The organism is Pedobacter africanus (assembly GCF_040548825.1).
Taxonomy (GTDB): domain Bacteria; phylum Bacteroidota; class Bacteroidia; order Sphingobacteriales; family Sphingobacteriaceae; genus Pedobacter; species Pedobacter africanus_A.
Genome location: NZ_JBEPSL010000001.1, coordinates 2272023 through 2295731, shown reverse-complemented (window position 1 = coordinate 2295731; position 23709 = coordinate 2272023). Strand labels below are relative to the sequence as shown.

General features: G+C 42.8%; 18 protein-coding genes. 12 read left to right on the top strand and 6 right to left on the bottom strand.

What is annotated here, in order from left to right:
* Positions 1-16: 16 nt before the first annotated feature.
* Together ABIE26_RS09425 and ABIE26_RS09420 are read left to right on the top strand one after the other, a co-directional pair.
* Complete coding sequence (locus ABIE26_RS09425) at positions 17-3307, top strand: SusC/RagA family TonB-linked outer membrane protein (protein ID WP_310137465.1); 3291 nt, start codon at positions 17-19, stop codon at positions 3305-3307.
* Between the two features lie 15 nt (positions 3308-3322).
* Positions 3323-4684, top strand: coding sequence for a RagB/SusD family nutrient uptake outer membrane protein (locus ABIE26_RS09420; protein ID WP_310137467.1), 1362 nt, complete (start codon positions 3323-3325; stop codon positions 4682-4684).
* Positions 4685-4717: 33 nt separating this feature from the next.
* On the opposite strand, the gene ABIE26_RS09415 is transcribed toward ABIE26_RS09420, so the two are convergent.
* The 3 genes from ABIE26_RS09415 to ABIE26_RS09405 form a co-directional block, all read right to left on the bottom strand.
* Positions 4718-5026, bottom strand: a complete 309-nt coding sequence (locus tag ABIE26_RS09415; RefSeq protein ID WP_310137469.1) for a hypothetical protein — start codon at positions 5024-5026, stop codon at positions 4718-4720.
* 85 nt (positions 5027-5111) lie between these two features.
* Positions 5112-5525, bottom strand: coding sequence for a MauE/DoxX family redox-associated membrane protein (locus ABIE26_RS09410; RefSeq protein WP_354375455.1), 414 nt, complete (start codon positions 5523-5525; stop codon positions 5112-5114).
* A 289-nt stretch (positions 5526-5814) separates the two neighbouring features.
* Entirely contained in the window at positions 5815-6762 is a 948-nt protein-coding gene (locus ABIE26_RS09405) for a helix-turn-helix transcriptional regulator (RefSeq protein ID WP_310137474.1), read from the bottom strand.
* Between the two features lie 411 nt (positions 6763-7173).
* Here ABIE26_RS09405 and ABIE26_RS09400 point away from each other — a divergent pair, with 411 nt between their 5' ends.
* From ABIE26_RS09400 to ABIE26_RS09390, 3 genes are all read left to right on the top strand, one after another.
* A complete protein-coding gene (locus tag ABIE26_RS09400) occupies positions 7174-7437 on the top strand; it encodes a hypothetical protein (protein ID WP_310137477.1) in 264 nt (87 codons plus the stop codon).
* A gap of 143 nt (positions 7438-7580) precedes the next feature.
* Positions 7581-7901, top strand: a complete 321-nt coding sequence (locus tag ABIE26_RS09395) for a hypothetical protein (RefSeq protein ID WP_310137478.1) — start codon at positions 7581-7583, stop codon at positions 7899-7901.
* A 54-nt stretch (positions 7902-7955) separates the two neighbouring features.
* Positions 7956-8267, top strand: coding sequence for a hypothetical protein (locus tag ABIE26_RS09390; RefSeq protein ID WP_310137480.1), 312 nt, complete (start codon positions 7956-7958; stop codon positions 8265-8267).
* On the opposite strand, the gene ABIE26_RS09385 is transcribed toward ABIE26_RS09390, so the two are convergent.
* The 3 genes from ABIE26_RS09385 to ABIE26_RS09375 all read right to left on the bottom strand — a co-directional run bounded on the left by ABIE26_RS09385 (position 8261) and on the right by ABIE26_RS09375 (position 10703).
* A complete protein-coding gene (locus ABIE26_RS09385; protein WP_310137481.1) occupies positions 8261-8554 on the bottom strand; it encodes a chaperone modulator CbpM in 294 nt (97 codons plus the stop codon). The genes ABIE26_RS09390 and ABIE26_RS09385 overlap by 7 nt on opposite strands.
* On the bottom strand, positions 8551-9480 hold the full coding sequence (locus tag ABIE26_RS09380; RefSeq protein WP_310137483.1) for a J domain-containing protein: 930 nt from the start codon (positions 9478-9480) through the stop codon (positions 8551-8553). The genes ABIE26_RS09385 and ABIE26_RS09380 overlap by 4 nt, the downstream gene beginning before the upstream one ends.
* Before the next feature lie 77 nt (positions 9481-9557).
* Positions 9558-10703: an ROK family protein gene (locus tag ABIE26_RS09375; RefSeq protein WP_310137487.1), complete on the bottom strand. Its 1146-nt coding sequence runs from the start codon at positions 10701-10703 to the stop codon at positions 9558-9560.
* 313 nt (positions 10704-11016) lie between these two features.
* Here ABIE26_RS09375 and ABIE26_RS09370 point away from each other — a divergent pair, with 313 nt between their 5' ends.
* From ABIE26_RS09370 to ABIE26_RS09340, 7 genes are all read left to right on the top strand, one after another.
* Positions 11017-12297 (top strand): Gfo/Idh/MocA family oxidoreductase, encoded by a 1281-nt coding sequence (locus tag ABIE26_RS09370; protein WP_310137489.1) that lies wholly within the window; start codon positions 11017-11019, stop codon positions 12295-12297.
* Positions 12298-12345: 48 nt separating this feature from the next.
* Complete coding sequence (locus ABIE26_RS09365; protein WP_310137492.1) at positions 12346-15795, top strand: family 16 glycoside hydrolase; 3450 nt, start codon at positions 12346-12348, stop codon at positions 15793-15795.
* A 29-nt stretch (positions 15796-15824) separates the two neighbouring features.
* Positions 15825-17279 (top strand): Gfo/Idh/MocA family protein, encoded by a 1455-nt coding sequence (locus ABIE26_RS09360; protein ID WP_310137495.1) that lies wholly within the window; start codon positions 15825-15827, stop codon positions 17277-17279.
* A gap of 14 nt (positions 17280-17293) precedes the next feature.
* A complete protein-coding gene (locus ABIE26_RS09355) occupies positions 17294-18379 on the top strand; it encodes a Gfo/Idh/MocA family protein (protein ID WP_310137496.1) in 1086 nt (361 codons plus the stop codon).
* A gap of 227 nt (positions 18380-18606) precedes the next feature.
* Positions 18607-19176: an RNA polymerase sigma factor gene (locus tag ABIE26_RS09350; protein WP_310137499.1), complete on the top strand. Its 570-nt coding sequence runs from the start codon at positions 18607-18609 to the stop codon at positions 19174-19176.
* 90 nt (positions 19177-19266) lie between these two features.
* Positions 19267-20346, top strand: a complete 1080-nt coding sequence (locus ABIE26_RS09345; protein WP_310137502.1) for a FecR family protein — start codon at positions 19267-19269, stop codon at positions 20344-20346.
* A gap of 152 nt (positions 20347-20498) precedes the next feature.
* Positions 20499-23708, top strand: a complete 3210-nt coding sequence (locus ABIE26_RS09340) for a TonB-dependent receptor (protein WP_310137505.1) — start codon at positions 20499-20501, stop codon at positions 23706-23708.
* Position 23709 lies beyond the last annotated feature (1 nt).

The following is a 23709-nucleotide window of genomic DNA, read 5'->3' as shown; positions in this document are numbered from 1 at the left end:
GGGGACTGTTATTTTCATGCTCTTACTGTTTGGAATGGCAGCGCGTGCGCAAAAGTTTAGCTATTCCGGCAAAAACGTATCATTAAACAAACTATTTAAGGAAATAAGAAAACAAACCGGTTTTGGTATAAACTGGAATGAGAAGGAATTGGACGTTGAGCAGCGCCTTGATGTCGGTTTCCAGAATGCCGAGCTGAAAGTAGTATTGGACTATGTTTCGGCAAGGTTTCAATTGAATTATACCATAGTGGGTAAAATGGTGGTCCTAAAGAACGATCCAACGGTTTCGGCCAATGCCCCGCCAAAACCCAAGGCAGGCAATAGGCCAGGCAGCAAGCCAGATGTACCCGATAAGGAACGTGTATATGACTTGCAGCAGGTTGAAATTGTGAGTACTGGTTATCAGAGACTTCCCAAGGAGCGTGCCACGGGAAGTTTTGTGTTGGTAGACAGTACACAACTGAACCGTAGGGTAAGCACCGATATTTTAAGCCGGCTGGAAGGAATTACCAGTGGGCTTTTGTTCAATAAAAATACCGTGAGCAGCAATTCGGGGAGCCTGGATCTTTCTATACGCGGCAGGAGTACGATTTATGCGAACGACCAGCCTTTGATTATTTTAGATAATTTCCCTTTTAGTGGCGATTTCAATTCTATTAACCCCAATGACGTGGCCAGCATTAACGTGTTGAAAGATGCGGCAGCGGCTTCCATTTGGGGTGTTAGGGCTGGTAATGGCGTGATTGTGATTACGACCAAAAAAGGAAAATACGGGCAGCCTTTGAATTTAAGTTTCAACAGTAACTTAACGGTTGCGGGTAAACCGGATCTGTTTTACAACCCGAATTACTTATCGTCTAAAGATTTTATTGAGATCGAGACGTTTTTATTTAACAATGGTAAGTATGATGCGGCGCTGGCAGATAAGGTAAATTATCCGGTGGTTTCGCAGGCAGTACAAATTTTGAACAGACAACGTTCGGGGCAATCAGCGGCAGAAACGCAAAGACAGCTAGATGCTTTAAGGGGCAATGACATCAGGAATGAAGAACTGAAATACTTTTACCGGAAGCCGGTTTCGCAGCAGTATTTTCTAAATGCCAGTAAGGGAACTGATAAATCCAGTCATTATTTTTCTGCCGGATATGACAAAATTTTGTACACTTTGGCAAATAATGAGAACAATCGCTATACTTTTAATACGCAGCATACAGTTAAGTTGCTGAAGAACCTGGAGTTAAGTGCCGGGTTGAATTACATCAGGAATAAGGGAACTGTTGATAGTACGATAGTGGGTATTTCATCAAGTTCAAATTTTACGCCTTATTATAGGTATAAAGATGCAAATGGTAATCCGACTGTTTTTGAGAGACAATATAGAACAGAATTTAATGATATAGCGAAGGGTAATGGTTTCCTGGACTGGACTTATACTCCACTTAATGAATTGGATTTGCCACCTACAACTATCAAAGGGAATGATTTACGCGTTAATACAGGTTTGAAATATACTATTCTTCCTGGATTGAGTGCAGAGCTGAAATATCAATATCAGAAGATCGGTAGCAGTTCAGAATTGGTTAATGGAATGGAAACCTTTTTAACAAGACATTTGATCAATCAGTATTCTGTTTTAACTGCCGGTAAGGTAAGTGGCTATAATATTCCTTTAGGCGCTATTCAATATCAAACCAAGGTAAGTGCGGTAGTTCAAAATTTTAGGGGACAATTGAATTATGAAAGGGAATGGGAAAAACATGCCATTTCAGCTATTGCCGGGTATGAGCTTTCTGAATTTGATACACAAGCCAATAAATATACCAGATATGGTTATGACAGTTCCACAGGAAACTCAGCTGATGTGGACACGGTTACTGCATTCAATTTAAATCCAACTGGCAGGGCAAAGATCAACACTGGTGCAGATCTTTTCGGTAAGCTTGATCGCATTCGTTCTGTTTTTGCAAACGCAGCTTATACTTATGATTATAAATATACCTTGTCGGCCAGCGCAAGAATGGACGGTTCCAATTATTTTGGCGTAAAAACCAATCAGAAAAATGTGCCGTTATGGTCGGTGGGTGCATTGTGGCATTTGGACAGAGAAGCATTTTACAAATTCGAATGGCTCCCTGTATTGAAGTTGAGGGCTACTTATGGCTTCAATGGAAATTTGGATAAGAACAACACAGGTGTTACCACTTTTAAGCACAATGTATTAAATGCAATTTATACGAATCTACCTTTCGCTGATATTATGAGTATCGGTAACCCTGAATTGCGTTGGGAAAAGATTGGTATTGCTAATTTTGGGGTGGATTTTGGTTTTAAAAACCAGATTGTCACTGGTAGAATAGAGTATTTCTTCAAAAATGGATTGGATATGCTAGGCGATAAATCGTTCCCGTCAAGTGCAGGCATACGTGTATTGAGAGGTAATTATTCAGAGATGAAATCTGACGGTTTTGATATTACTTTGAACTCGAAGAACCTAAATGGTAAAGTAAAGTGGCAAACGAACTTATTATTCTCTGCGGTGCAGGATAAAGTTACGCTTTATGATGTGGTTGAACCAAATACTGCTTACTATGTTGGAAATTACAGTGCAAGTCCTGTTGTGGGTAGGCCAGTTTACGGAATTTATAGTTACAAATGGGCAGGGTTGGATGCTCTAAATGGAGATCCAATGGGTTATTTATATAATGAGGTTACTCGAAAGATTGAAATTAGTAAAGATTATGCGAAAATAATTAGCAGTACAAAAACGGAAGACTTGGAATATAATGGTTCAGCGAGACCTACTGTTTTTGGTGCTTTGAACAATACTTTCGCTTATGGCAAATTCACTTTTGGTATTAATATTAGTTATAAAATGGGCTATTATTTTAGAAAGCCTACAGTGAATTATTATAGCATGTTTAACCAGATACTTAGTGTAAACATGCATAAGGATTATGCTTCGCGTTGGAAAAATCCAGGAGACGAGGTTAAAAGCAATATTCCTTCAATGGGCAAATTTGGTGAAGACGATGAAAGGGACAGATTTTATTACGGAACTTCAGCGACTGTCTTGAAGGGAGATCACATTCGATTGCAGGATATCAGTTTGAGTTATGACTTTAATGCCAGTAATTGGAAAAGTGTACCATTGAAACAATTTCAATTGTATTTTTATGTTAGTAACCTTGGAATACTTTGGAAAGCTAATGACGCAGATTTAGATCCAGATCTGATTCCTGGGCCAGGGGAGCGATTGTCTAATCCAATGCCAAAAAGCTTTTCTTTTGGTCTGAAGGCAAGTTTTTAATAAAAAGATAGCAATATGCAAATAGGTTTACGTTATGTTTTAATTTTTGTTTTGCTCTTATTTATTTTACAGTCCTGTAAAAAAGACTGGTTGGAAGCCAAACCCAATAAATCCCTGGTAGTCCCTGAAACTATAAATGATTATCAATCCTTATTGGATAATGCTGGACTGTTCAACGCCAGTCAGGCGTGTGGCTTAGGAGAAATAGGTGCAGGGGATTTTTACATTACTGATGCAAATTGGGCTGCAGTAAATGTAAATCAGGAAAGACCTGCTTATACTTGGGCAAAAACAGAAGAGTTTTATAATGGGGAACCAAGTGTAGATTGGCAAAATGCTTACAAAAGAGTATTGAATGCCAATGTGATATTGAATGGAATAGATAAAATAACCCCGTTAAATTCTGAGCAGCAAGACTGGAATAATGTAAAAGGAAGCGCACTCTTTTTTCGGGCATTTGATTTCTTTAACCTGGCACAAGAATACTGCGTTGTTTATAATTCTGGTTTAGCGAATCAGGATCTGGGTTTACCACTAAAATTGGAGTATGACGTAAACATTAAACCTAAACGCAGTACACTTCAGCAGACTTATACCCAGATTATAAATGATCTGGAAAAGGCTGCTGATTTATTAAGTGTTAAACCACCTGTTAAAACAAGACCTTCAAAGGAAGCAGCCTATTCCTTATTGGCCAGAATTTATCTGACAATGGGAAATTATCAAAAGGCTGGCCAATATGCGAACCTAACTCTGCAGGTTCAGGCCGATTTACTGGATTATAGCAAATTAAACAGTTCAGCCGCTTTCCCTGTAACAAGATTTAATACAGAGGTTATTTTTCACAGCCTCTTTTATTTAAGCATTTTTAATCCTCCCCGCATGAGCGTAGTACCTGAACTGTATAACGAGTATGTTGTAGGTGATTGTAGGAAAACCATATTTTTCGGCCCTACAGGATTAAATTTTAAAGGTAGCTATAATGGGGACAGGAATTTGTTTGGCGGATTGACTACAGGAGAAATGTATCTGATCCGCGCGGAAGCCAAGGCTAGAGCAGGAGAGCTTACCGGTGCTTTGAATGATTTAAATATTTTGAGAAAAAATAGGTGGTCGGGTGTTTATATAGATTTGAGTAGTACAGATCCGAATATGGTGTTAGGCTTTGTGCTGAAAGAACGCCGGAGAGAACTGCCTTTCCGTGGAATTCGTTGGTCTGACTTAAGGAGGTTGAACACTGATAGCAGGTTTGCAGTAACATTAACTAGAACAATTAATGGCAATACTTATACATTGCAGCCAAACAGTAAAAGATATATTTTGCCTTTGGATGAGGAAGAGGTTCAATTGAGCGGAATTCAACAAAACGAGCGTTAAATAAAAAGAGGGTACATTCGTACCCTCTTTTTATTATAAATCGAAATGTCCGCTATATACAGATCCGGTTTGGAAGGTAACGCCCGTTATTGGTAGTGGATCCCCATCTGTAGGTGGCAAATGAGTGCCGATATCCCATTGTGCGGAACAGGTATTGCCGCCGGATGCGCACATGTCTCCAGAATAATACTGATAGCCACGAGGGTCATTCGCATTTGGATAAGACATGTTAGTTTTATAATAAACCAATACTGTTCTTTTTTTAACTGTTGTGAATGCGCTGAAGCCAAATGCCAGGCCAGCTACAAGAATACCGAATGCGAGTCTTTTAATCTTGTTCATAATAGTGCTTTTTTGTTTTGTTTTTTTATCCCTACTGTATTTTCTTGTCAGGCTACAGCTTTTACCCGTTCTATATGTAAAATTTTTATTTTTTGTTGGCTTTAATTCCTGTAATGGCCAGGGCTACAAAGCCCAGGTTAAACCAGATGTGTTGTTGCCAGGTCATGCGGCTGATGACGCCACCGCAATGGCAGGGTAGTTCTACTCCTGAGAAGACCATGTACATCAAATAGCCTGTAAATAAGGTCATCAATGCAAAGGATGCATACAAGCCAATTCTTTTAGCAGAAGGTACAATCAGCAATAAACTGATCAGTACTTCAACTGTTGGAATAGCCCAGGCTACAAACAGGCTGTAACTACCAATTAGTGGCGATTTAGCCAAAGTACTTGCAAATGATTTAACGGTGAGGAATTTACTTGCTGCCGTGTACATGAAAAGTGCAACAAACAGGTAGATCGCGATATCGGTAATGATCTCCCTGTGTTTAGCAGACAAATGGAGGCGGGGTTGTTTGTTTAACGAGATTTGCATATGGATCTTGAATTATTTTCTGATCCAAAGTTGCTACTCATTTTTTACTTAAAAAATGAGTAGGCCTGCCAAAATATTTACGTATTGAATGGCAGGATATTCCCCTTGATTTTTTTTAACCAATTTACTGCCAAATATTTGAAAACTAAAAACGCCCTTTTTTGAGGTTATCGAAGACAAAACTCCGGGATTTTTATGGTAAAAAAAATGGAATAACCTGCCAATCTATTTATAAAATAATTGGCAGGTTATTTTACCCTTGCAATTTACATGCCGATCTTCTGTGCGGGCGCAATATGTATTTAGGAGCTACACCATAGTGCTTTCTGAATGCTTTGCTGAAATAATGTCCCTCTTTATAGCCACTACGTTTGGCTATTTCGTATATGGGGTAATTTGTAGTGACGAGCTGTTCTAAACTGGAGCACATCCTGATGTCAATTACCTTTTCACGTAAGGGGGTGCCAAAGGCTATTTTAGCCAGGCGGGCCATGCTTCTTTCGGATACCATGAAGCGCTGGGCAAGTTTAGGCAGATCGTCTACGAGTTCTGTAGCAAAATTCTCTTCAATGAAGGCTGCTATAGCCTGGGCTTTGTGCTGGTGATAGCAGCTTGTGGCATTCCTGGCACTCAGTTTATGGTAATACTTGTTAAAACATTTGTTGACAAATACATGCACATCGGCATCTATATTGAACTCATTTGTTTTTAAATTCAGGCTTTTAAGCGATTTAAAGATGTTTCTTGCGATGCCAAAAGGAGGGAGATTGACAGCTGCATACCGGGCGGTGCCGAAAATTTCGTTAAAAGGTTTGAACTCTGTTAGTTTATGACATTTTTTGCTTAGCCACTCTGTCTGGAATGAAATGAGCAAGACCTGGTCATTTCCGGCAGGCAGAATTCTGCGGTATTTTCCTGCTGGCTTATAACTCATGCAGCAGGTATTTTTGCCCAATACGATTTGCATAAAAAAAGAGGGTCGTTCTATCACAAAATCGATTTTGCTGTCCCTGATTAAATTGTATTCAAACAATTCAATGTGCGCAATGTAATGATTGATAGACTGGATGAGGAGATACCCATCGTCGGTAATGATTCGTCGGGCTTCTGCCATTTTAAGTGGCAGACTGCTGATTAACAGGAGAGCATCAAGGGTCAGCGGCTCAGCTGGAGCCAAATGAAGTTTGATGTGTGATTGCATAGTTTACCTTATTATGAACATTAAGGTAGATGATGCCACAAAAGAAGTATTTTCACATTAAATTCGGTTATCTCTAACGAAAAATGAAATTTTAATATTGTTGGGCACAATGTTAAAATAGCTAAAAAAGCTGAAATGTTTTAGAGAATTTGTAGTAAAAAAAAATATTCTGATGGAGTTGTCATCCTTGCAGATTTAATATCAAATATTAAATCTGCAAGGATGACATTGTATGAAAAATTAAACTATTGATGCAGCGGTAACATCAATACTTTCATTATGTAGTGTTTTTTTAAGCAAATTGCTCTCGATAAAGTTACTTTTCCGGCATCAGGGAATTCGTATATTGGGCCTTATATTAGATTTGAAACTGGAGCAAACCAACAGTAGTACCTTAAAACAAAATAATTTATGATCAGATATTGGATTAAATTTAATTTTGAGAACTATGCTCCGATACCATCTGGAACAATAATAGGGTGTGGAGTAACAGCGCTCGATTATGAGGATGCATTAAATATAATCAACGACAAGTTGTTTAAAAACAACTCGATGGCTCCAATTGAAAATTTGATAGAAAATGTTGATATATCAACATTAGATGCCGGTCATATTTTACCTAATATGGGATTACCCAATGTACGAGGCATTTGGTTTCCATTAGGCTACAACTAATTAGTTTTATTATCAGGTGTATACCACATTTAAAGAATGTCAAAAAAATATGAATGAGGATTTAACAAAAGAAAACAGAATTAGAGACGCTTCTAACAAATAAAGCAGTCAATACCATTTTAAAATTAAAAAGGAAGAACGGAATGAAAGAACTAATTTTATTAGTAGAAGTTGTTTTTTTGAAAAAAGCAGAAGAAAGTTTCAGTTTTCCAATTACTGCTCCTGTTAGACTGTCTTTTTGGATTACTGATGACAGAGCATCTACTTTTTCTGAACTCCAAATCGAAAATGATGCTATTAACATAGGTAAGGTTGAAATTGTTAAGATTCTTTTATTAGAGAGGGACTTTTTATTAAATAGAATAAAAACTGGTACTGAATTTAGATTGGGAACATTTCCCGAAGAAATTGCAATAGGGAAGGTTATTAAGATACAAAGTAGTTATGATCGGTGTATCATTTGATTTTTACTTATATTATTCTATGGAGAAGAATAGGTAGGTACTCAATAAGCTAAAATGAACAGAGTATTTAAAATAGAGGCGGAAATAAAAATAAAGGCGGAAGGTGGTAGGACCTGGCCAATAAAAACAGGGTATAGGCCAGGTTTTAATTTTGTAGATAAAATGCAAACCTCTGGTTCGATAAATTTGTTAAATAATGACGATTTAAAGCCAGGTGATAAAGGAACGGTAGAGATAAAATTTTTCTCAAATGAACTGTTAGGAGAAATTCAACCTGGAACGCTGTTTAAATTTTATGAAGGGCCGGTCGAAATTGGGAGTGGGATAGTTTTAAAAGTTATTGGTTGGGCCGATAATAACTATTGACTCTCATGCAGCAACAACTGCCTTTTTAATTGACTAATCTCGTCCTGAAGGTCGCTTACCTTGTTCAGCAAATGGCGTATCGCGTCAATGCCTTCTATATTGATGTGCAGGTCGTAATGGAAATGTATGTACCTGTCAATTTCGGCAAACTGGGCGGTATGTATAAATTTTTCAAGGCCTACGTTGGTAAATACAATGATACCGGATTCTTCCAGGGAGTTGATGAATAAAGGATCAATCTCGTATTTCACACAATACTCTGTTATAGTGATAAGTTCGTTGTTCATGATTCCAGTTTTTGTAATTCTTTAAACAATTCCTGTTGTTTTTCAGTGAGCATAGCGGGGATTGTTACCGTATAGGTTACAAAGAGGTTCCCGAAATGCCCTTCTTTTTTGTAAACAGGGAAGCCTTTGCCCTTTAACCTCACTTTTGCTCCGTTTTGGGTACCTGGTGCAACTTTTAATTTCACCACTCCATCGATTGTATTTACTGTAACGTCGCCACCCAGCACCGCAGTATACAGATCGATCTCTTTGTTGAGGTATACATCATCATTTAACCGCTTGAAAACAGGGTGGGCTGCGATGTTGAACGTGATGTACAGATCGCCGTTTGGTCCGCCATTCCTGCCCGGGCCGCCTTGTCCGCCCAGTTTGATCACCTGTCCGTCGGCAATCCCTGCAGGAATGGTAATGCGCAGGTTCTTTCCGTTTACGGTGAGGGTTTGTTTATGGGTTTTATAGGCATCCATCAGCTCAAGCTGCAGCTCGGCCTGGTAGTCCTGGCCTTTGTATTTAACCTGACTGCCGCCTTGGCGTCCTGCACCTTTTCCGAACATGTTTTCAAAGAATTCCGAGAAATCGCCGCCCCCGAAATCTTCGGCAGTATAACTGCCGGAAGTGCTGCCGCCGAAAGGATTTCCCGAACCCTGGTATTGCTGCTGTTGCTGAGCCTGTGCCCGTTTGGCCTGTTCAAATTGCTCTGCATTTTTCCAATGCTCGCCATATTCATCGTACTTCTTCCTTTTTTCCGGATCGCTAAGGGCTTCATTGGCTTCATTAATTTGCTGGAAACGTTTGTTGGCTTCTTTGTCGTTAGGGTTCAGATCGGGATGGTACTTTCTGGCCAGCTTGCGGTAAGCTTTTTTGATATCGTCCTGGGAGGCTGTTTTATCAATTCCAAGTGTCTGGTAGTAATCTATAAATGCCATATATTGTCTTTAGCTATTACAAGTTAACAACAAATGAAAATATAAAATAGTTGTTCAGTATAAAAAGTATTAAATTATTACTGAACCTGAAGCTTCGACTTTGGTTTTCCGGCTTTCTGGATGCAGGTATCCAGGAAATGATCGATTCCGGTTGTGGCATAACCCAGCAGCCTTGAGTTTTCACCTAGTTCGGAAGAGAGGATGGTGGTGCGCTCCCTGATCTGGGTCATACAATAGGTATTGATGGCCTGCTGCATGGGCAGGGTGATGTATTGTTTGGCTTCGGCAATTTTACCGCTTAAAATAATGAGCTCCGGGTTAAAGAGCTGGATGAGCATGGCAATACCTTTGCCCATATAGGTGCCGATATTGGAAAGCAGCTGTATGGCGTACTGATCGCCTTTGTTTGCTGCTTCTATAATTACAGCAGGTTCAATCCTTTGCAGTTCTTCTTTGCTGAGTTTGTTGAGCATGGAATTTTTGCCGGCCATGATGCCTTCTTTTGCCATTTCTGATAAGGCATTGCCCGAGGTAATGGTTTCCAGGCAGCCGTGTTTGCCGCAGTAACACAGGGCCCCGTTCTCTACAAAGGGGATGTGCCCCAGTTCGCCCGAAAACCCGCAGGCACCTTTTCTCAGTTTGCCATCCATGATGATGCCGAGTCCGACACCGAGGTCCATTAACAGGATGAGGACATTCTGTTTACCCTTTGCCATGCCATGTGTAAATTCGGCCATAGACGATCCGTTGACGTCATTCTGGATCACAACGGGGAGTTTCAGCGTTTTCTCAAATTCTGTTGTGAGCGAGATGTCTTCTTCATCACTAAGAAAATAGCTGTAGCTTTTCCCTTTTTCAGAATCGATCAGGCCCGGCATACCTACGCTGCAGCCAATCAAAGCCTCCTGGCTGATGTGATGGTCTTTCAGGATGTCCTGTACCTGGCTGCCTAATATATTGAGGAAATCGGACCGGGTGCTTTTGGAGATGGGCAGGGCGATGGTCTGGGCTTCTACTATATAGTTATAGTTGTTGTCGATAATCGCTATCTTGGTGTGAAACAAGGCAATGTCAATACAAAGGATCAGGATCTTTTTATCTTTTAGGCTATAGAGATCAGGTTTCCTGCCGCCAATAGATACGCCATAACCTTTTTTTTCTATCCAGCCTTCAGCTGTTAAGCTGCTGATCAGTTTTAGAATACTGGGGGTGCTCATGTTCATGGTACGGCATAAGGCGGAGACAGAACATGGCCCCAGATTAAAAAGATGTTTGACGAGCTGGTATTGGTGTATCAGCTGTTTATCCTGCGTTGGTTTTGTTATGTGATTTAATAGACTAAGATTCATGAATTTAATTGCTCTATTTGGTTAAATATAGAGAACTTATGTTAAAATTTTATAAAAGTATTTTTAATACGTAAATAATTAAACGATGTTTTGTGATTTTAACAATTTCTCCCTAATATTAACCATGCAAGTACCGGACTTTTGATGTTTGGAAAAGTATGAACCATGATAACAACACAAAGCTGACATGAAACCCAAAGAACCACAACAAGCAAACTCCAGAAGAGATTTCATTAAAAAGACTGCGGTAGGATTGGCCGCATTTACCATTGTTCCGCGCTATGTATTGGGCGGGCAGGGATTTATTGCACCAAGTGATAAGCTAACCAAGGCCGTTATTGGTGTTGGCGGCATGGGCCGTAACCACTTCCCATATGAAGGCACACAGGTAGTTGCAATCTGCGATGTAGACAAGAGACACATCGCCAAGTCGCTGCCTATGCTGGATAAGGGGGTAAAAACCTTTAGCGACTACCGTGAGATGATCCAGCTTCCCGAAGTAGATATTGTGCACATAGCGACACCACCGCACTGGCATGGCATTATGGCTGTTGATGCGGCCAACGCCGGTAAAGACATTTGGTGCGAAAAACCAATGACACATACCATAGGCGAGGGAAAAAGGGTAATGGAGGCTGTACAGGCCAATGGGAGGATTTTCAGGCTGAATACCTGGTTCCGTTTTAAAGATACTTTTTATGGACTGGGCACTACCGTTAAGCCGGTGAAAAAATTGGTAGACAGTGGTTTGCTGGGCTGGCCTTTAAAGGTTACGGTAAGCAGGCATACAGGGTACGACTGGAAATTTTTCTGGGTGGGCAAGGATAATTTACCTCCTGAGCCGGTACCTGCAGAGCTGGATTACAATTCCTGGCTTGGCCCGGCACCTTATAAACCTTACAGCACACATCGCGTGCACCAGACTTTCAGGGGTTACTGGGACTATGATGGCGGCGGTTTAAGTGATATGGGACAGCATTACCTGGACCCGATCCAGTACTTTTTAGGTAAAGACGATACCAACCCCGTTTCGGTTGAAATTGATGCCCCGCAACAACATACCGATGCGGTAGGCATCTGGCGCAGGATAACTTATACTTATGCTGATGGCTGCCAGATTATTTTAGATGGTGAGGCCAAGGATGCGAATGTACCTTATATTGAAGGACCAAAAGGAAAGCTTTATCCAGGGTTTAAGTCGGACATTCCTGATCTGGAACGCAAGCTTGCTGCATTCCCTGATCCGGCACCGCAACTCACAGATTTCAGCGAAGCGGTAAGAACAAGACAGCAGTTTGCCTTAAATGAGCAGAACGGGCACCGTTCATGTAACATCATTAACATAGGTCTTGCTGCCCTGCGTTTGGGACGCAACCTGAAGTTTGACCCGGTTAAACAGGAATTTATTGATGATGAGGGCGCCAACCGATTGATTAACCCGGTTATGCGTGCTCCTTTTACCATTTAATTTAATCCTTTTTAAAATATTTAGAATTAACCTTTTACCCTTACTATAATGATAAAAAAGATATTCTTTGTTCTGCTCGCTGCCGTAATGCTGCAATATCAGGCCCTTGCGCAGGACAAAACAGACCAACGTACCATCACCACCAGAATTGCAGATTTACTGGCGCAGCTGCCTGCCAGGGATGCCAAACAGCTGAAAGCAAACATGCAGGAAATTGCCAATATGGGCGAGGATGGTTATGTAACCCTGATTAGCGGTTTAACCGCGCCGGGCAAAGGAAACAATGCCCTGCTGGAATATGCTATTGGCGGATTTTCAGGCTATGTGACCCAGCCCGGACAGGAAGCCTGGAGAAAAATGAGCGTAAACGCTTACTGCAAAGCCCTGGCCAAAGTATCGGACAAACAAAACAAATCCTTCCTCATCGCTCAGCTGGAAACTGTAGGCAAAGACGATGCTGTGGCTTGCCTGGAAGGTTATTTAACAGATGCCCAGCTGGCAGATCCTGCGGCAAGGGCCCTGGTTAAGGTGAACTCGGCTGCTGCAAAAACAGCACTGCTGAATAGCCTGGCCAAATCTTCTGGCGCTGCCCGCCTTTCTATTGTTGAGGCTTTGGGAGATAGCAGGAGCAGGGAAGCAGCCAAAGCGATAGCTGGTTTAACTACCGGTGGAGATGACCTGGCTAAAATGGCTTTGTATGCATTGGCTTACATTGCCGATCCGGCTTCAGAGGGCGTAATGTCCACCGCTGCTGAAAAAGCTGGCTTTAAATACGATAAAACAAATGCTGTTGCCGCCTATGGCATTTACGCCACTGAGCTGATGAAAGGCAGTGATAAGGCTTTGGCCAATAAAATAGCCAAACAGCTACTGGAAAAGGCTACTGGCGACAACCAGGTACATACACGTACTGCCGCATTGAAGATCGTTTCTGATTTCAGCACACAGCAGAGCGATGAATACCTGATGGCTGCGATGGACGATAAAAGCTTTGAATACCGCGCTGCAGCATTGAAATTTGCCTTGCCTAAACTTAGCCCTGCAACCGCAGAACAATGGGTTAAAAAGGCCGCAAAAGCTGATCCTGAAACACAGGTTGCCATTTTAAATATGCTGGGCGAGAGTAAAGTGCAATCGATATTGCCTTCGATCAGTAAACTGTTTAAAAGTAATGATGCCGCTGTAAGGGCCGCCGCCTTTGCTGCAACGGGTAATATTGGCGAAGAGGCATCGCTGCCAGCCTTACTTAAAGTAATGGGCAAAGGTGATGCGGCCGATATAACTGCGCTTTCCAATACCATTTTAAGAATGAAAGGCGAGGGCATAGGTGCTAAGGTTGCTGCCTTTATCCCTAAAGCAAAACCGGAAGTACAGGTGGCCCTGATCAATGTATTGGCCGCGAAAGCTGCAAATGCACAATTGGGTACTGTTTCTGCTTTACTGAAAAGTAAAAACCCGGAGGTAAGGCAAGCTGCTTTCTCGGCATTGAAACAAACCGTAACCAGCGATAACCTGCCGCAGTTGTTCACTTTGCTGAATGAAACCAGCAACCAGGATGAACTGGTAAAGGTACAGGAAGCTGTTATTGCAGCTGTAAAAGGTACGCAAAACAGGGACCAGCAGGTAGATGCAGTTTTACAGCAAATGACTGCGGCACCTGATGCCAAAAAAGAATTGTATTATAAAATGCTGGGCAGTTTGGGTGGAGAGAAATCCTTGAAAGCGGTTTCTGAAGCCTTTAACAGCGGTAATGAGCAAACCAAAAAAGCGGCAATTGCAGCTTTGTCGTCATGGACAGATGCTGGTGCAGCCGGAGAACTGATAAAGATCAGCCGTGAGCCGGCCAATGCGGCTTACCTGGACCAGGCTCTTAATGGTTACCTGCGCCTGGTAAGAACTACAAAATACCAGCCGGAGCAAAGGTTGTTGCTGCTTCGCGAGGCCATGGCTGTTGCCAAAACCCCGGCCCAGCAAGGACAGATCTTAAAAGACCTGGAGCAGGCCAAGTGTTTTAATTCCTTATTGTTTGCGGGCAGGTATTTAGACAATGCCGCTTTACAGCAACCTGCCGCCAATGCGGTAATGAACATTGCCCTGGCCGATAAGTCGTACAAAGGAACGATTGTAAAAGACCTGCTCAATAAAACCATTGCTACTATTAAAGGTGGTGATGCCGAATACCAGATTGAGGCCATGCGTAAATACCTTGCCGAAATGCCACAGGGTGAAGGTTTTGTTCAGGCATTCAACGGCACCGATCTTACCGGCTGGAAAGGCCTGGTAGCTGATCCGATAAAACGTTCGAAAATGGATGCCAAAACCCTTGCAGATGCACAGGAAAAAGCAGATGCATCGGCACGTGAAAGCTGGAAGCCCATGAACGGTGAGCTGCATTTTATGAGCCATGGCAACAACCTGGCCACAGTAAAGAAGTATGGCGATTTCGAGATGCTGGTGGACTGGAAGATCATTGACGATAAAAAAGGCGAAGGTGATGCCGGCATTTACCTGCGCGGTACGCCACAGGTTCAGATCTGGGACAACGCCCGTGTGAAGGCTGGTGCCCAGGTAGGTTCTGGTGGTTTGTACAACAATAAAGTTCATGAAAGCAAACCGCTTCAGGTTGCCGATAACAAACTGGATGAATGGAACACCTTCCGCATTTTAATGAAGGGCGATCGTGTTACCGTATACCTGAACGGGGTACTGGTAACCGATAACGTGATCCTGGAAAATTACTGGGACAGAAACCTGCCAATCTTTGCTGAAGAGCAGATCGAACTGCAGGCCCATGGTTCGCCGGTAGCTTACCGAGACATTTACATCCGTGAGATCCCGCGTCCGAAACCATTTGAACTGAGTGCGCAGGAGAAGAAAGAAGGTTACAAGGTATTGTTTGACGGTACCAATATGCACAACTGGACTGGTAACACTACGGAATATATCATTGAAGATGGCAACATCTCTATCCGCCCGAAACCTGGAAAGGGCTCTGGTGGTAACCTGTTTACCAAAGAGGAATTCAGTGATTTCATTTTCCGTTTTGAATTTCAGCTGACCCCGGGCGCAAACAATGGCCTGGGCATCAGGGCACCTTTAACAGGTGATGCAGCTTACCAGGGTATGGAATTGCAGATCCTGGACAACGATGCACCGATCTATAAAAATCTGCACGTTTACCAGTACCATGGCTCTGTATATGGAACCATCCCTGCCAAAAGAGGTTTCCTTAAACCTGTAGGTGAATGGAACTATGAGGAGGTAATTGTAAAAGGCCCTAAAATTAAGGTGATCCTGAACGGCACCGTAATCCTGGATGGCGACATCACTGAAGCACGTAAAAATGGTGCTGCTGATGGAAAACCACACCCTGGCTTGCAGCGTGAAAGTGGCCACATCGGTTTCCTTGGTCACGGTTCGCCGGTGCAGTTCAAAAACATCAGGATCAAAGACCTTAGTGCAAAGAACGTTAAGAGCGTGAAGAGCGTTAAGAAATAGAAAACAGGTTGTATCAGGAAGTGTAAATTATGATGGAAGAGAAAAAGGATTCTGCAGCAATCAATTCAAGGAGAAAATTTATCAAGACTGCAGGATTGGCTGCAGCGGGTTTTATGATTGTGCCGCGCCATGTATTGGGCGGAAGGGGCTTTCTGGCACCGAGTGACCGCCTGATGGTTGCCGGTGTAGGTGTAGGCGGTAAGGGTGAGAGTAACCTGGCCAAAATATATAGCGGCGGTAAATCGGAGATCGCATTTTTATGCGATGTGGATGACCGCAGGGCGGCCAATTCTGTAAAGGCTTTTCCAAAGGCAAAGTATTACAGGGACTACCGCGAAATGCTGGACAAGGATGGTAAAAGTATAGATGCGGTAGTGGTATCGACACCAGATCATAACCATGCCATGATTGCCATGGCGGCCATGCAGCTGGGTAAACACGTATATGTGGAAAAACCATTGACGCACGACATTTATGAGGCACGTAAGCTGAGAGAGGCTGCCGAACGCTATAAGGTGGTGACGCAGATGGGTAACCAGGGTGCATCAGGAGAAGGGGTACGGCAATTGCAGGAATGGCTGGACGACGGACAGATTGGCAAGGTGCATACGGTATATTGCTGGACAAACAGGCCTACCTGGCCGCAGGGCCTTTTATGGCCTTCGACACCAGGGGCGGTGCCTGCTGAACTGGACTGGGACTTATGGCTGGGCTCTGCCCCCTATAAACCTTATGTAGAAAAGCTGGTGCCCTTTAACTGGCGCGGCTGGTGGGATTACGGGACAGGCGCTATAGGTGATATGGGTGCCCATTTGGTTGAGCCTTCGGTAAAGGTATTGGGACTGGATACTCCGCTTGATGTACAATGCAGCGTAGGTACTTTATACCTGGATGAATTTAAAAGAGGTTATTTCCCGGACAGTTGTCCGCCTTCAAGTCATGTGATCATGACTTTCGAAAAAACGAAAAAGACCAAGGGGAACCTGAAAATGCACTGGATGGATGGGGGCATTAAGCCTGAACGTCCGGAAGAATTGCTGCCAAATGAATCGTTTGGCGACAACGGTGTGTTGTTTGAAGGTACCAAAGGAAAGATGATGTGCGGTGTGTACGGTGCCAATCCGAAACTGCTGCCGTTAACCCGCAACAACGAGGTGCGCACCAAAAAGAAACTGGCACGTGTACCTGGTGATGTTGACGGGCATTATACACAATGGGCAGAGGCCGCGATTGCAGGCTATGGAAAGGTGCAGCTAAGTTCGCCTTTTGATGTTGCAGGCCCGCTTACCGAAACGTTGTTGATTGCCAATCTGGCCATAAGGGGTACTGATGTGCCGCGTACAAAAGCAGATGGTAAGGTGTTTTATCCGGGCAGGGACATGAAACTGCTTTGGGATAAAGAGAACATGCGGGTGACGAATTTTGATGAGGTAAACCAATATGTAAAACGCGAGTACCGTAAGGGCTGGAGTTTAGGCGTATAATTTAAATTGAAAGCATGTCTGTAGGACTAAAAAAATTAAGGGTATTGGTAGTGGGCTGTGGCAATATGGGGGCTTCCCATGCCACAGCCTACCATACACTTCCCGGATTTGAGATTTGCGGCCTGGTATCTACCGGGAACAGCAAAGTGGTTTTAAATGAAGCGCTGGGCGGCGGTTACCCCTTATTCAGTGATTATGACCAGGCCCTGGAGCAAACCAAACCTGAGGCGGTATGTATTTCTACCTATCCGGATACGCACGAAGCTTTTGCCATTAAGGCAATGGCGGCGGGGGCACATGTATTTATAGAGAAACCACTGGCCGATTCGGTAGCCGGTGCGGAGCGTGTAGCCGAAGCCGCTAAAAGGTACAATAAAAAATTGCTGGTCGGTTATATTTTACGCTATCATCCTTCCTGGGAGAAATTCATTGAACTTTCCTCGGAAATGGGCAAACCGCTGGTGATGCGGATGAACCTGAACCAGCAGAGCCAGGGTGCGAAATGGACGGTGCACCGCAACCTGATGAAGAGCCTGAGCCCTATTGTGGATTGCGGGGTGCATTATATTGACGTGATGTGCCAGATGACGCGTTCCAAACCTTTGCAGGTAAGCGCCATTGGGGCAAGGCTGACGGAAGAAATCCCGGCAGGCAATTACAATTACGGGCAGCTGCAGATCCGTTTTGAAGATGGCTCTGTGGGCTGGTACGAAGCTGGCTGGGGGCCGATGATGAGCGAGACCGCCTTTTTTGTAAAAGATGTAATCGGCCCGAAAGGTTCGGTATCCATTGTAGCAAAACAAGCAGGCGCATCAGGCAATTCGGACAATATAGATGCGCATACCAAAACCGAATCGATTAAGGTGCATTATGCTGATCTTGATGCAGCAGATAAGTTTGCGAAAGCCGACAGCTGGGTAGACCTTAAGGATGAACCCGGTCACCAGGAACTGTGCAACCGGGAACAGCGCTACTTTTTGAAGGCGATACTGGAAGATATTGATCTGGATGAGCCTACAGCCGATGCCATCAACAGTCTGAAAATTGCTTTTGCCTGTGATGAGTCGGTAAGAACAGGGCAGATTGTACAGCTTAAATAGCAACTTTAATAACAAAATAATATCCCCGGTCTGATAAAAAAGCCGGGGATTTTTAATGTATTATTAATACCAGATGGTGTTTAAATTTATATGACTAAGCTAGCTTGCAGCACTAAAAATCGTTAAGGTTTTAAATTATTTTTTCTTAATATTGATATACCGTTCAGAACTTCATCATAATAACCAAATAATTGAACAGCAGCGAAAAGTTTTATGAAAACTATTGAATGATGTTTAGAGAAACAGATAGAGATTTATGGACTTCATTCATTAACGGGGATACCGATGCCCTGAACTTGCTGTATAAACAATTTGTTGATGTGTTGTATGCTTTTGGCTTAAGGTTTACGGAAGATGGGGAACTGGTGAAGGACGGGATACAGGATTTGTTTGTTGATCTGTTTAAATATCGTAAAACGCTGGCTCCCGAAGTAAATGTAAAATCTTATCTTTTTACTTCGCTTAAGCGCAAGATTTGTCTGGTGTTAAAGAAGCAGGCTGTGGAGGCCAATCACAGCTTTGAAGTGCCTTTTTTACTTTCAGGGAGTGTTGAAGAGCAAATCATTCAGGATGAGCAGGAATCGGCACTTTTGTTAAAGCTGAATAAACAGCTGGAACTGCTGCCAAGCAGACAGAAGGAAGCCCTTTACCTGAGGTTTAATGCCGAACTGGAATATGAGGAGATAGCGCTGGTCATGAATGTTTCACTGGAGACCTGCCGCACCCTGGTTTATCGTGGTGTAAAGCAGTTGAGGGAGCGTATGGTAGTGAACCATCTCTATAAAATACTGGCCTGAGATGCGTCAGGAAGCGATTTTTATTTTTTTTTAAAATAATCGTCTATAAAATCGGAGTTCCTCACTCTGTATACACTATAAAGTGTATAAATGGATTCAAAGAACAATTATAAAGCTGAAGATTTTTTATCGGGCCGTGTTCCGGAGGGAAAGGAGCACCTGGTTTCTGACAGCGAGCGGGAGCTTGGGGAAGAAATTAAGGCTGCTGTAAAAAATGCCGGTCAGGAGAAATTGACAGCGCTGGAGGTTGCGGGCTTGTGGGAACGGATTGAGCAGGAGGCAGTAGCTAAACCTAAACGGTACACCTGGAAATTATACCTGCAGGCAGCGGCAGTTTTGTTTGCGGTACTGGGTATAGGAATGTGGCAGTACCTGCAATATACGCCTACGCATAAGCTGATGGAATTTGCGGCACAAAATGTAACCAGGAAAAGCGCCGCGATGAATAAGACAGCGATAAAAGGACAGGTTCAGGCATCTGATACTGTAAATGAAGAAGAGAACATCATTACGACCAATGATTTTAATACCCTGGTTGTCGGAGCTGCCCAGCGTTCGGTAATTAAACTCCCTGATGGTACCAAAGTATGGCTGAATTCTGGCTCCAGGCTGATTTATCCGGTTGTTTTTTCGGGTGACAGCAGAGAGGTTTATCTGGAAGGTGAAGCTTATTTTGATGTGACCCACGATAAGGCGCATCCATTCTATGTGCGGGCCACCAATATGGACATTAAGGTGTTGGGAACCGAGTTTTACGTGAGTTCGGATGCGAAAAGCGACAAAAATTACGCTGTTCTGGTTAAGGGAAGCATATCTTTTTCGACAGGTAACTGGTTAAATAAAGTGGAAAAGAAACTGGTTCCGGGGCAGCAGATCAGCTATGACCTTAAAGCCAATAAGCTTCAGATAGCGGAAGTAAAGACAGCAGAGTTTGAATCCTGGAAGGAAGGCTTGCTGCATGTTGAACAGGAATCACTCGAAGAAATTGTACAGAAGGTAGCAAGATATTATCGTATTGAGATCGGTACGCAGGGGCTAGACCTGAGTGAAACCTTTTCTGGTACACTCTATCTTCAGCGTGCTGCAGAGGATGTATTAAAGGTTTTATTTTCGGGAACGTCTTATGTATACAATAGTTCAGAAAGGAGGGTGGAACTGAGAAAACGCTAACTATTGATGAAAAAAGGAGATGCGACAACATCTCCTCCAAACAATAACCAATTCAAGCTATTATTTAACTCATTAACAAAAATATGAAAAAACTTCATGTATGTGAACCTCATGCATTCTATTTAAGGCTCAAAACTAAAATAATAAGAACTATGAAAGTAATAATGGTTTTATTATGGATGGGAATGATGACCGCTTATGCCAACACAAAAGCCCAGGTTCGTATGAATATAGACCTGAACCGGGGGAATTTACCGGAATTATTTCAACAGATTCAAAAGCAGAGCGATTACTTAATCATTTATAAAGACGATTTCATTAAACTAAACAAGTACGAAGAGTTAAACCTTAAATTAAACAATAAAACCATAAAAGAAATTTTAGACCGGGCTTTAAAAGATAGTGGCCTGAGTTATGCAATATCAGGAAGGCAGGTTGTTATTTTGCCCGGAGAACCGGAGGGAAGAAAAGCACAGGATAGCTTGCTGACCATAAGGGGACGCGTATATGATACGCATGAGCCGCCCTCTGCATTACCTGGCGTGAGTATCAGAATAAAAGGCTCGACTACAGGAACGACAACAGACGGGGACGGTTATTTTACGATCAAGGCAAAGAAGAGTGATGTGCTTGTGTTTTCGATGATCAGTTACCTGAGCTTTGAATATACGGTGTTAAAAGCTGACAGGAGCCTTAACGTATCGCTTAAGGAAAATGTATCGGCGCTGAATGAGATTATTGTGGTAGGTTTAAACGAACAGCAAAAGAAACACATTGCAAGTTCTGTGGCATCTCTGAACATCAAATCAAATGTAGAAGGGAAACCCATCACCACCCTGTCGCAATCTCTGCAGGGTGGTGTGACGGGTATAAACGTTACCCAGGCATCAGGGCTTCCGGGCGGTGATGCGGCTGCTATTAAGATCCGCGGTATCAGCACTACCGGGAATTCGGACCCTTTGGTTCTGGTAGATGGTATCCCCATGGATATGAACCATATAGATCCGGTAACTGTAGAGAGCGTAACGGTGCTTAAAGATGCGGCCGCTGCGGCCAGTTATGGATCGAGGGGTGCAAACGGCGTAATTGTGGTAACTACCAAACGAGGTGTTGCCGGTAAGGTGTCGGTGGTTTACGATGGTTATTATGGCGTACAACAGGCTTCTGCCTTACCAGCTACCGTAGATGCACCTACGTATATGCGCATGTACAATGAGGCTAGCTACAACAGCAATCCGGGTAATACCTTGCCTTTTACCCAGGAACAGATAGACAATACCCGAAATGGCATGGATCCTGTGGCTAACAATGGTAAGGCTTTTGCCAATAGCAACTGGCTGGATATGTTGATTGATGATGCTGCGCCAATTACAAGTAACTCGATTTCATTGAGTGGCGGAAGCAGTGTGGCCAGATTTGCACTGACCGGAAATTATACTTATCAAAAAGGGATTATTCCTTTAAGTAATATGAAGCGTTTTAACATCAGGGCAAATACTACAATTTCCTTAAGTGATAAATTTCAGGTGAACCTGGATTTGCTGGCCATTAAAAGGAATACACAGCAGCCCAACAGACCGAGTGCTTCGGGAAATTCGGGTAACAGACTTTTAGAGGATATGTATAGGGTTCCGCCCACCATCATCCCAAAATTTCCAGTAAAAGAAGGACGTACCTTTTATGGTCAGCATGTGGACATTGTGAACCCGCTTGCCTATACTGAAGTAGGTGGTACCCGTGCATTCGAATTTGGACAAACCAGCATCAACCTGCAGCCAAAATGGGAAATGTTTAAGAATTTTAACCTTAAGGGGCAATTTAGTTTCAGGTTAAACAGTGATATAAGCAGGGATACGCGCGAAAACTTTAACCATTTTGATTATTTTACAGGAGCGTTACTGAGAACCTGGGGGATACAACGGACTAACTCTATGGCCAGAACTACTTACTATTATGCTGGGCTGGCGGCAGATTATACTTTAAATGTAGGAGATCACAGAGTGTTTGCCCTGGCAGGTTATTCGCAGGAAGAAAATAACAGTGGTTCATGGGACGTGAATTCCATTATATCGGGATATGCCAAATTGAATTATTCCTATAAAGACAAATACTTGCTGGAAGGTACTGTACGTACAGATGGGTCTTCACGTTTCGGGCCTGGTAATAAATTTGGTGTTTTCCCTTCCGTTGCATTGGGCTGGAATATACACCATGAGAATTTTCTTAAGGACAGTCGTTTAATTAACAATTTTAAGCTTCGCGCTTCTTATGGTAAATTAGGTAACGATAATATAGGTCTTTACAGATACCAGACTTTAATTAACAATTCGAGCGGCGTAGAAACTACTTATGGTAATCCTGATATTACCTGGGAGTCGGTAAACATGCTGGATGTCGGTTTTGATCTTGGGTTAATGAAAAATAATAAACTGGAGCTGACTTTCGATTACTATGATAAACAGACGAAAGATATGATCATGCTTCCGGTGTTACCTTTGGTTGGTGGTTTTGAGTCGGATGTTCCTGTAAATGCTGGCGAGGTGTCTAATAAAGGCTGGGAACTTTCTTTAAATTATAACGATAAGATCGGTCAGCATGTAGACATCTCTTTCAGGCCTGGTATTTCCTATAACAAAAACGAAGTGCTTAAGCTCCAGGGGAATGACATAACGACTACAACTGTGGTAACTAAGGTGGGAGGTCCTGTGGGAGGTATTTACGGATACCGTACTGCCGGCTTACTTCAGTCTGCCGACTTTGATGCAAATGGTAACCCTTTAGTGCCGGTTTTACCTAATGCCAAGCCAGGTGATATCAGGTATATGGATTTGGACGGTGATAAAGTAATCGGTCTGGGTGACCAGGGGCTCATTGGCAATCCTGTCCCTCAGGTCAACTATTTTGCCAATTTTCGGCTGGCTTACAAAAACTTTGATCTTGAGACCTTGTTACAAGGTGCGGGGAAATCTGATGCTGTATTGTTTGGTATGTTTGCTTTTCCTCTGGATTTTAGTGCAGATGGCGGTGTTCCTACCACATATTATGCTGACAATTACTGGACTCCGGAGCACACAAACGCCCGCTTCCCCCGTTTAAATGTAACACCGGCCAACAATAAATTATCGTCAGATTTCTGGTTTCAGAATGGGGCTTACCTCAGGGTAAAATATGTACAGTTGGGGTACAACTTTAACAGTCCTTTTGTAAAAAAGTTGGGAGTGAACTCTATCAGGGCCTATTTTAATGCTCAGAACCCTGTGACATTTACTTCGGTGAAAATTACAGACCCTGAAAGCAGGGGTTATCAATGGACATATGGGTTGGTTAAGCTTTATACTTTGGGATTCAGTGTTAAATTTTAAT